The 10,639-nt window shown below is 76.7% G+C and carries 6 protein-coding genes; all 6 read left to right on the forward strand.

All coding sequences use genetic code 11. From position 1 onward, the window contains the following. The first annotated feature begins 79 nt into the window (after nucleotides 1-79). The 6 genes from AB0442_RS32585 (at nucleotide 80) to AB0442_RS32610 (ending at nucleotide 10,518) form a co-directional block, all read left to right on the forward strand. Nucleotides 80-4,690, forward strand: a complete 4,611-nt coding sequence (locus AB0442_RS32585; protein WP_366167212.1) for a hypothetical protein — start codon at nucleotides 80-82, stop codon at nucleotides 4,688-4,690. Nucleotides 4,691-5,204: 514 nt separating this feature from the next. Continuing rightward, nucleotides 5,205-7,874, forward strand: coding sequence for a nitrate- and nitrite sensing domain-containing protein (locus AB0442_RS32590; protein ID WP_366167214.1), 2,670 nt, complete (start codon nucleotides 5,205-5,207; stop codon nucleotides 7,872-7,874). Then, the gene (locus tag AB0442_RS32595) at nucleotides 7,871-8,308 is read left to right on the forward strand and encodes a roadblock/LC7 domain-containing protein (RefSeq protein ID WP_344624175.1); all 438 of its coding nucleotides are present in this window, start codon (nucleotides 7,871-7,873) and stop codon (nucleotides 8,306-8,308) included. Before AB0442_RS32590 ends, AB0442_RS32595 begins: the two co-directional genes overlap by 4 nt. Continuing rightward, nucleotides 8,305-8,709 (forward strand): DUF742 domain-containing protein, encoded by a 405-nt coding sequence (locus AB0442_RS32600; protein ID WP_363547974.1) that lies wholly within the window; start codon nucleotides 8,305-8,307, stop codon nucleotides 8,707-8,709. The genes AB0442_RS32595 and AB0442_RS32600 overlap by 4 nt, the downstream gene beginning before the upstream one ends. Nucleotide 8,710: 1 nt before the next feature. Further along, complete coding sequence (locus AB0442_RS32605) at nucleotides 8,711-9,277, forward strand: ATP/GTP-binding protein (protein WP_344624173.1); 567 nt, start codon at nucleotides 8,711-8,713, stop codon at nucleotides 9,275-9,277. A 107-nt stretch (nucleotides 9,278-9,384) separates the two neighbouring features. Continuing rightward, nucleotides 9,385-10,518 (forward strand): FAD-dependent monooxygenase, encoded by a 1,134-nt coding sequence (locus AB0442_RS32610; protein WP_366167216.1) that lies wholly within the window; start codon nucleotides 9,385-9,387, stop codon nucleotides 10,516-10,518. The last annotated feature ends 121 nt before the right edge of the window (nucleotides 10,519-10,639 follow it).

The raw sequence follows: 10,639 nt of genomic DNA on the forward strand, positions 1-10,639 counted from the left end.
GGGGCAGTGCCTCGTACCGCCGGCAGCGGGGCCCGCAGCCCGGGACGGGGTGTCGGGGGAGCGTGGCAGGATCGCCCGCATGTCCGAGCCGAGCGTGCCGCTGCCCACCGACCCCACCGCCTCGACGGTGTACCTGGACTGGCTGTCCGTCAGGTCTCCGGGTGCGGAGGCGGGCGCGCGGCAGCAGTTCGCGGACGTCTTCGACGGCGTCCCGCCGCAGGCCCGCCGGAAGCCGGCCCGGTACCTGGGCGGTCTACAGGCGCGCAGCAGGCGCCTGCCGCCCGAGCACCTGCCCTGGTTCTGGGACACCGTCGGCCACCGGCTCGCCAGGGTGCTGCCGCGGCAGGCCGGGCAGGCGTACGGGCTGGCCAGGGAGGCCGAGCGGCAGGGCGGGGGCGCCGCCGACCCGGCCTTCCAGCGGGCGAACGCCGTGCTGGTGGCAGGGCTCGGCGTGCTGCCCGCGGCGGAGCTCTCCGCCCAGCAGCGCCGACTCGCCGCCGCCCTGCCGCCTGCGGAGGCGCACCGGGAGTTCGTGCGGTACGTCCGGGCCTGGGGGTCGGGCGGGGCGGTGCCGCCGGCCGATCTGCACACCCGGCTGCGGGCGTCCGCGAAGGCCGCCGGCCGCGGCCCGGACGAGGACGCGGCGCTGCTCGGCGAGGTACTGGCCGGCTGTCCGGGCCGCCCGGTGCCGGACGGACTGCTGGACGGTGCCGCCGCCCTGCTCGCGGCCCACCCGCCGTCCGACGCGGTCCGCGCCGGACTGCTGGAGATGTTCCCGCCCGCCGTGACCGCCCTCGGCTTCGCGCCGACCGCCGGCGGCGGGGCCTGGGTGCGCCTGCTGCGCGCCGCGGGCGCGGTGGACGCGCTCGCCGCGGGCCGGCTCACCCCGTCCGCGGGGCTCGCCGGCTGGCTCGGCCGGCTGCCGTACACCTACGCCCACAACCGGGTGGGCGGCGGCGGGATCACCCGCCGTCCGCTGCCGCCGGAGTTCTTCGAGCTGCTGCCGCCGCTGGCCGGCCGGCTGCGCGCCGAGGGCGTCCCGGTGCGGCTGCACGAGGCGCAGTACCGCGCCTCCGGGCTGGACGCCGACCTCGCCGACGCCTGCCTGGCCGAGGGCATCCCGGTGGAGACCCCGCCGCGGACGGTCCCGCTGGTCGTCTGGGGCGGCGAGTCCCGCCGCGACCTGCGGGCGCTCGCCGCCGACCCGGTGCTCGGCGCGCGGCTGGAGGGCACCGTCCACGCCGACCTGCGGCGCGGTACCGCGGTGACCCGGCTGCCGGAGAACCCGGCGATCGCCGGCGCCGTCCGCGCCCGGATCACCGGTCTGCTCGACGAGCTCGCCGACGGCGGACTCGGCGCCGCCGAGGACGCCCTCGGCATGCTGGAGACCCTGCTCGACCGGCCGACCGCGGCCGCCCTGGACGGCATCGAGGAGGCGCTCGCCGCCGTCGACCTCACCGGCCCGCTGCTGCGCACGCTGCGCGCCGGACTGCCCGAGGAACTCGGCTGGCCCGCCCTGGACGAGGCGCTCGCCGACCTCGGCGCCCCGCCGGCCGGCACGACCACCACCTGGCCGGTGCTCACCCTCTTCACCCGGGACCGCGCGATCGCGGTCGACCACCGCGGCCGCCGGGCGGACCACGTCCTCGCGCTGCCCGGGGACGCCGCGCTGCACGCCGTGAACTACGCCGGCGGCGACCTGCTGGTGGCCTGGACCACCGACACCAAGCACCCGTACACCTGGCAGGCGTACTGGGCGTCCAGGCCCGGGGAGGTCTTCGAGCCGGCCCGGGCCACCGGCCTGCGGACCTGGTCGGCCACCGCCTGCCAGTTCGAGACCGCCGACCGCACCGGCCGCTACGACGGCGCCCGGATCCTGCGCCCCGGCGACCGGGACGGCCTGGCCGCGTCCCGGCAGCTCTCCGACGGCACCACCGTGTGGAGCCGCAGCGCGCACGGCGACGAGGACTGGGACCGCCTCGACCCGGCCACCGGTGGGCGCACCGGTGCGTTCGACCGTCCGGCGCTCGCCGCCGCGCCGGTGCCGGACGGCCACCGGGTCCAGCTGCTCTCGCTGGTCGCGCTGCCGCCGGACGCGGACGCCGACGCCTCCCCGCTCGGCCACCGCGCCGGGCTGGCCGGCTTCCGGGTGCTGCGCGGCCCGGAGAAGGACGCCCACGGCTGGGACCACCGGCTGGAGGGCGCCGACGGCCGCACCGCCGAACTGCGTGCCTCGGCCTCCTGCGAGCCCTGGGCGGTCGCCCGGATGCCCGGCGGCGGCGCCGAGTGCGTGCTGACCGACCCGCACCGGGTGCACTGCCGCGACGCGCAGGACGGCTCGCTGCTGTGGCGGGCCGGCGGGGACGTGCCGGTGCTGCCGCCGCCGCCGTTCTGGCACTTCCTGGCCCCGCGCGACCCCGCCTCCTCGCGGGCGCTCCGCGCGGTTGGGCCGGAGGCGGCCGCGGAGCTGCTCGCCGCCGACGAGGAGGCCACGGAGGCCGGGATCGCCCGCCTGCTGCCGGAGGTGACGGACCGGCGGATCGCCGAGGGGGCGGCCCGGACGGTGCGGGCCGCGCGGGCCGCGCTGCGCCGCCGCGAGGTGCTGTCCGCGCGGGTCGCGGCCGTCCGTTCGGGCCGGCTGGCGCCGCTGGCGGAGACCTCCGACGTCCGGCTGCTCGCCGCCCTGCGCGGCCTGGTCGAGGTGCCCGGGTACCACCGGGCCGAGCCGCCCTCGCCGCAGCCGGCCACCCTGACGGCGCTGGCCGCGGACGGCGCCCACCTGGCCGGGCGGCTCGGCGAGGCGGAGCGCCGGCTGAGCCCGCCGGCCCGGGCCCGGGACTGGACGCCGCTGCTCGGCCGGATCGACGCCGCGGCCTGGCGCCTGGTCACCGCGGCCACCGCCGAGGAGGACCGGCCGGCCCTGGCCGAGCTGGTGCGCCGCTGGTCCGAGCAGCCGTTCGCGGTGGCCGGCGGCCGCTGGCGGCTCGGCGAGGCCACCGGCGCCGCGCTCGACGCCCGGCGGGCCGCGGGTGCGCGGGTGCCCGCCGTCCGGGCCGACGCGCTGTCCGGGCTGGCACCGGACCCGGGCCGGCCGCTGGACCGAGCCCTCACGTACCGCTTCCTGCAGCCGGCCGCGGATCCCGTGCCGGAGGGTGCCGCGGAGCTGCGGGAGGTCGCCGTCGACCGGGACGACGCCGGGCGGCTGGCCCGGCTGCTCGACCTGCTCGCCGAGCACGGCCCGGTGCGGTTCGGCCCGGGGGCGGTGGACGCCTTCGTCGCCCGCACCGGGGCCCGCCGGGCGACCGCCCTGCTCGTCCTCAACGGCCTGCCCGAGGGCGCCGACCACGCGGCCCGGCGCAGGCTGCTCACCTCGAAGCCGTACGGGGCGACCGAGCGGGACGCGCAGGCGCTGCAGACGGTGCTGCACCGGCTCGGCGGCGAAGGGCGCCTCGACCTGCTGGCCTCGGCCCTGCCGGACGACCCGGCCGAGCTGTGGCGGCCGGGCGGCCCGGAGGCGGCCGCCGTCCGGCTGGCCGACGCGTGGGCCCGGCTGGTGGGTACCGAGCGGCCGCTGGACGAGGAGGCCGCCCGCGAGCTGGGGGCGGAGACCGGGCTGGCGGAGCCGTGGCTGCGGATGCTGCTCGCTCCGGCCGGTGCCACGGCGGAGAGCGCCCCCTGCCGCCTCGTCCCGGCGGTGACCGCGTACGGCTCGGTCATGCTGCACACCGTCGGCCCGGACGGCGGGCCGGCGCGCGCCTGGTTCGCCGGCGGCCGCCACCAGTACGCCGCCGAGGCGGCCGCGCTGGTCTGGGCACTGACCGCGCGTCCGGTCGGCGACCCGGCGGCGGCCCGGGCGGCCGAGCAGTGCGCCTGGCTGCGGACGAGGCTCGCGGACGAGGAGCTGATCGTCCCGCTGGGGACCCACCGGCTGCCCGGCGGCGAGGAGGAGCGGGCCGCGCGGTTCGGGCCGGGTGTGCTGGAGGTGCCCCTCGCGCCGTCCGCGGCGGACCGGGGTGCGGAGCCGACCACGGTGTTCGACGACGGCCTGCTGCTGGTGCCGCGGTCCGGGTACGGCACGGTCTGCCTGCGGCCGGCCGGGCTGGCCGATCCGGCGGCCCGCCGACGGCTGGAGGAGTACTGCGCGGCGCACGGCCTGGACGACCTGCTGCGGCAGCTGCACGGCATCGACCTGCTGCGGCCCGGCGGCGGGCTGGAGCGGATGGCCGCCCGGGCCGCCGACACCCCCGTGCCGGCCGGCCGCTACGAGGCCGATCCCGCGCTGGGCGTGCCGCAACTGGTGGCGGAGGCGGCCGCGGAGCTCGCCGTCGGCCCGGACGCGGCCGCCCTGCTGCTGCAGCTGCTCGCGCTGGCCCGCCCGACCGACCGGAACGTCCGCCGCTGGAACGGCTGGACGCCGGCCCGGCACCGGGCGGCCCAGGCCGAGCTGGCGGCGGCCGGACTCGTGGAGACCGGCAAGCGGTCGCGGGCCGGCCGGACGGCCTTCGCCGCCGGGCCCTGGACGGAGCTCAAGGCGCCCGAACTCCCGCTGGAGACGGCCAAGCTGGCGACCCATCTGGCCGGCCGCGAGTTCCGCAAGGAGACCTCGGGCCCGTTCCCGCGGCTGCTGCCGCCGCGACCGCTGCACGAGATGTTCGCGGAGGCCTGGGCGGAGTTCTCGACGATCATGTGAATCGCTGATTCATCCTGGGAGATTCGCGGACCGTTCGGGGCGATTCCGACCGTTCGGATTCGATTTCCACGGACATTCTGACAGGATCACCTCACCCCGCGGCAAGTGGAGCGCTAGACTCCGAGCGGCTCGGCCGGCGGCCCTGACGGATGGTTCGCGGGCCGGTCCCGCTCCGGTCGCCCCTTCAGTTCCGGTGCCGGGAAGGGCAGTTCGCGCAGGCCGGATCAGGCCCACGGCGAAGAGACGTCGAACAACGGGACGTTGGTCCCTGTTGCGTCTCATCATGCCTGGTCATAGAGGGTGTTGAGGCACTGCGGTGGCGCCGTGCCGGCGCCGCGCCGTCATGGCGACTTTCCTTGTCGTTATACGGTGTGGCTAATATCCATCCGTCAGAGTCCTTATCAGATTCGACCAGTTCCGAACGACTGGTGTCATCTCCAAGGAGAATGCCCTGCGCACGCGCGCGCCTCGGCGGATCAGAACGGGCCGGCTGTCGCTCCGCGCGACCCTGCTCGTGCTGGCGATCGTTCCCGGAGTGGCGCTGGCCGCCCTGTGGGCCGTCACCAGCGGACAGCTCCTGTTCGACTTCCAGCGCCAGGCCGCCCAGGGCCTGCTCGCGCAGAAGGCCGGCCAGCCGTCCAACATCGTCTACTACAACCTCCAGGAGGAGCGGCGCCTGAGCGCCGACGTCCTCGCCGCGCACGGCGGCGTCGGCGACGCACTGCGCACCCAGCGCACCAAGACCGACGAAGCCGTCCGCGAGTTCCAGAAGCTCTCCGACGTCGCCGCCGACGACGCGCCGACCGAGGTCCGCGAGGCCGTCCGGCAGGCCCGGCAGGCCATCAGCCAGCTGCCCGCGCAGCGTGCCCTGGTCGACAGCGGCGGCGAGCAGCAGCAGGCCGCGGTCTACCGGTACTACACCGACCTGATCGCGGTGGACCTGCGGCTGTTCGCCTCGCTCAGCCACGTCGACAACGGCCGGATCACCACGATCTCCCAGCCGCTGGTCGACCTGTTCTGGGGCAAGGAGATGATCTCCCGCTCGGACGCGCTGCTGGCCCGCGGCTGGCCCACCGGCTCGCTCGGCACCGACGACTACCAGCAGCTCCGGCAGGCCGTCGCCGAGCAGGACTTCCAGTTCGGCACCAAGGTCGCGCCCTACCTGCCCGCCGACGAGGCCGCCATGTGGCAGCAGATCGCCGGCAGCCCGGCCTGGCAGGCCAAGTCCCGCGCCGAGCAGCAGCTGCTGAAGCCCGCCGCACCCGACCGCAACGGCCGGATCGCCCTCGGCGTCGACAAGGACGCCTGGCGCCAGTCGATCGACACCCTCACCCCCGAACTCGTCGGCCTGCTGGAGCACCGCACCGGGCTCGTCGTCGACGAGGGCAAGGGCAGCATCGTCACCCTGGCCGTCCGGCTGCTCCTCACCACCGTCGTGGGCCTGATCGCCGTCGTCGTCGTCGCGCTCACCAGCTGGCGGCTCACCCGCACCCTGCGCCGCCGGATCGGCAGGCTGCAGCAGCAGGCCGAGGAGCTCGAGAACGCCCTGCCCGAGGTGGTCGAACGCCTCGGCAACGGCGAGCAGATCGACGTCGAGGAGCACGCCCGGGCGATCGAGCGCGATCCGTGGGCCCGCACCGAGGACGAACTCGCCAAGCTCGGCGAGGCGTTCAACCTCGCCCGGACGAGCGCCCTGCAGGCCGCCGTCGCCCAGGCCGAGCAGCACCGCGGCTTCGAGCGCCTGCTGCAGCGGATCGCCCGCCGCACCCAGCTGCTCATCGGCCAGCAGCTCAAGAAGCTCGACGCGCTGGAGCGCCGCCACGAGGACCCGGAGATCCTGGAGGGCCTCTTCGACCTCGACCACCTCACCGCGCGCCTGCGCCGCTACGAGGAGAACCTGGTCATCCTGGCCGGCGGCACCCCGCACCGGCGCTGGCGCAAGCCCGTGCCGCTGCTGGACGTGATGCGCGCCGCCCAGGGCGAGGTGCAGGACTACCGCCGGGTCGTCATCGACCTGGACGGCAGCCCGTGGCTCTCCGAGCGCGCCGTCGGCCCGGTCGCCCACGTGATCGCCGAGCTGATCGAGAACGCGCTCAGCTTCTCCCGCCCGCCGAACCCGGTCGAGGTCCGCGCCGGCCGCGTCAGCCGCGGCGTCGCGATCGAGGTCGAGGACCGCGGCCTCGGCATGGACGAGGAGCAGATCGACGAGGCCAACGAGCTGATGACCCGTCCGCCCCGGGCCGACGTGCTCGCCCGCGGCGACGACATCCGCATGGGCTTCTACGTGATCGCCCGGCTCGCCGACCAGCACGGCCTGCGGATCGAGTTCCGCCAGTCGGCCTTCGGCGGCACCCGCGTCGTGGTGCTCGTCCCGGAGGAGCTGATCGTCCCCGACCCGACGGCGCGCCCCACCGCCGTCGCGGCACCGCAGACGGCCGGCGGCCTGCCCACCAGGTCCCGCGGCCGGGCGCTCGCCGGCATCACCGCCCTCCCCGGGGCCCCCGACCCGGCCACCGCACCCGTGGAGCTCCAGCCGGTGTCCGAGGAGGTCCCGTACGTGCCGATCGACGACCCGTACACCCCCGGCGACCCGTACCCGCAGCACGAGCCGCTCGGCGCGCAGCCCGAGGAGCAGCGGGCCGCCGGCCACGAGCAGCCCTTCCCCGCCGCCGTGCCGCCCGTGGAGGGCGCGCCCGCCCCGTACGGGCTGCCCGCGCCGTACCGTCCCGAGCCGGTGACCGCCGACTCGTGGCCCGGCCGGGTGCCCGCACCCGCCGAGCTCGTGACGCCGGTGCCGGTCGCCCCGGCCGTGCCCGCGCCGTTCCCCGCCCCGGCGCCCTTCCCCGGCACCGGCGGCTACCCCCCGCCGCCCGTGCCGGCCCTGCCCGGCGGCGAACCCCCGCTGCCGCGCCGCGTCCGCCAGGCCAGCCTGGTCGACGAGCTGCGGATCGACCCGGCCGCCCCACCGGCCGCCCCCGCGCCGCCGCGCTGGGACGAGAACCCGCTGTTCCGGCCGGCCCCCCGACGGGCCGGAGCGGCGATCGGTGCGTTCCAGCGGCGGTCCCGGGAGGCGCGCTCCGGTGCCGTCCCGCCGACTGCGCAGACCCCGCAGCCCGACGGGCGGCCCCGGCCCGGCGACACCCGTAACACCCACACCATCCCGACGAGAGAAGACCGGTCATGACGCGCACAATCGCCACCCACCAGGACCTCGACTGGCTGCTGGACGGCCTGGTGGACTCGGTGGCCGGGACGAGGTACGCCGTCCTGCTCTCCGACGACGGCCTCGTGGTGAGCCACTCCCGCACCATCGACCGCTCCGACGCCGAGCGCCTCGCCGCCGTCGCCACCGGCCAGCAGAGCCTCGCCCGCGGCGTCGGCCAGCTCTTCGCCGGCGGCCCCGTCCACCAGGTGATCGTCGAACTCGCCGAGCTCTGGCTGTTCGTCATCGCGGCGGGCCAGGGCACCCACCTCGCCGTCGTCGCCTCCCAGGAGGTCGACGCGGAGGTCATGTCGCTCGCCATGCACAACCTGGTGCAGCAGGTCGGCCAGAAGCTGAGCACCCCGCAGCGCGGCGAGTTCGACGCGTTCGCCGCCCGCGGCGGGCAGCGCGGGTGACGTCGTACTGGGACGAGGACGAGGGGGACGACGGCGCGGACGGCATGGTCCGGCCGTACACCATCACCCGCGGCCGCACCGCGCCCGAGCGCGACGACCTCACCCTCATCACCCTGCTCACCACCGTGCAGGAGCCGGTCGACGCCTACGGCGCGCCCGTCCGGCCCGGCCGGCTGCAGCCCGAGCACCGGATGATCGTCGACCGGTGCCGGACGCCGGCCGCCGTGGCCGAGGTCGCCGCCGACCTCGACCTGCCGGTCTCGGTGACCAAGATCCTGCTCGGCGACCTCGTCGCGCAGGGCCTCCTGACGGCCCGGGCCCCGATCTCGGTGGCCAGGGCCGCGGGCGGCGCCGACCGCGGCCTGCTGGCCGCCGTACGTGAGGGACTGAGGAGGCTCTGAGATGACGACCACCCAGGCGGGCGCCGCCGCGGTCAAGATCCTGATCGCCGGCGGCTTCGGCGTCGGCAAGACGACCATGGTCGGTGCCGTCAGCGAGGTCGCCCCGCTGCGCACCGAGGAGTACCTCACCACCGCCAGCGTCGGCGTGGACGACCTCGCCGGGGTCGACCAGAAGGACACCACCACCGTCGCCCTGGACTTCGGCCGGATCACCGTCAGCCCCGAGCTGGTGGTGTACCTGTTCGGCACGCCCGGCCAGGAGCGGTTCTGGTTCATGTGGAACGACCTGGTCAACGGCGCGCTCGGCGGCGTCGTCATCGCCGACACCCGCCGGCTGGAGACCAGCTTCGCGTCGATCGACTTCTTCGAGAGCCGGGGCATCCCGTTCGTGGTGGCGATCAACTGCTTCCACGGCGTCAACACCCGCACGCCCGGCGAGATCCGGGCCGCCCTCGACCTCGACCCGCACGTGCCGATGCTGGTCGGCGACGTCCGGGAGCGGCCCTTCGGGCGGGACGTGCTGCTCGCCCTGGTCGACCACCTGATGGCGCTGCCGGTCGCCGGCTGATCCGCCCGCGCGCCCCGCCGCAGAACCACGGCACCCGTCCCCGCCGTCCTCCCGCACCACGCGGCCGGCCTCCCCTGCCGGCCGTCCCCCGAACCCACGGAGAGACCATGGCAACACCCCTGCGCGTCCTCGTCCACGGCGGCGGCATCGGCGGGCTGAGCCTCGCCGTCGCGCTCGCCCGCCGCGGCCACACCGTCGAGGTCGCCGAACTCCGCGAGCAGCTCGACGCCCTCGGCGTCGGCATCATCCAGCCCTCCAACGCCCTGCACGTGATGCGCGAACTCGGCGTCCTGGAGGACTGCCTGAAGGTCGGCTTCGAGTGGGAGGTGCTGACCATCTGCGACCCGTCCGGCGCCACCCTGGCCAAGATCCCGCAGCCGCGGATGGACGACGCCCCCGCCAACAACGGCATACCCCGCCCGGCCTTCGCCGAGGTGCTCGGCCGGGCCGCCGCGGAGGCCGGCGCGACCGTCCGCTTCGGCACCACGATCACCGGACTCGCCGACGACGGGGAGGGCGTGGACGTCACGCTCTCCGACGGCTCGGCCGGCCGCTTCGACCTGGTCGTCGGCTTCGACGGCATCGGCTCCCCGCTGCGCACCCGCCTCCACGGCGACCGCTACCGCCCCGAGTACACCGGCTTCGCCAACTGGCGGGTCACCGTGCCCCGGCAGCCCGAGGTGCAGGGCGTGGTGATGAGCACCGGCAACCTCGCCGCGAAGGCGCTGCTCACCCCGATCACCGACGACCTCATGTACCTGGGTGCGGTGTTCGCCGAGGCCGAGGACTTCCGCCCCGACCCGGAGCGGGCCCACGAGCAGCTGGCCGAGCGGCTCGCCGGCTTCGGCGGTCCGGTCGCCGACGCGCTCGCGCAGGTCACCGACCCGGCCGCAGTGGTGTACTCGCGGATCTCCCAGGTCACCGTGGACGAGCCCTGGCACGTCGGCCGGGTGGTGCTGGCCGGCGACGCCGCCCACGCCTCCACCCCGCACCTGGCGCAGGGCGCGGCGATGGCGGTCGAGGACGCCCTGGTGCTCGCCCAGGAGCTGGACGCCGCGGACTCGGTGCCCGCCGCGCTGCGGGCCTGGGAGGAGCGCCGCCGGCCGCGGGCGATGTTCGTCCAGGCGCTGTCCCGGGCCGTCCTCAAGCAGGAGACCGGCACGCCCACCACGCCGGAGGAGGACGAACTCCTCAAGGTCGGCATCCCCGGCGCCGCCCACGTGCTGGTGAAGCCGTACTGACGGTCGAGGACCGACAGGGGCGCGGGGAACCGTACGGTTCCCCCCCCCCCCCCGGGCCGGGGGGCGCGCCCGGCGGGGGCGGGGGGGGGGGGCCGGAGCGCGGGGGGGGGGGCCGGGGCGC

It is taken from the genome of Kitasatospora sp. NPDC085895 (genome assembly GCF_040702125.1).
GTDB lineage: Bacteria > Actinomycetota > Actinomycetes > Streptomycetales > Streptomycetaceae > Kitasatospora > Kitasatospora arboriphila.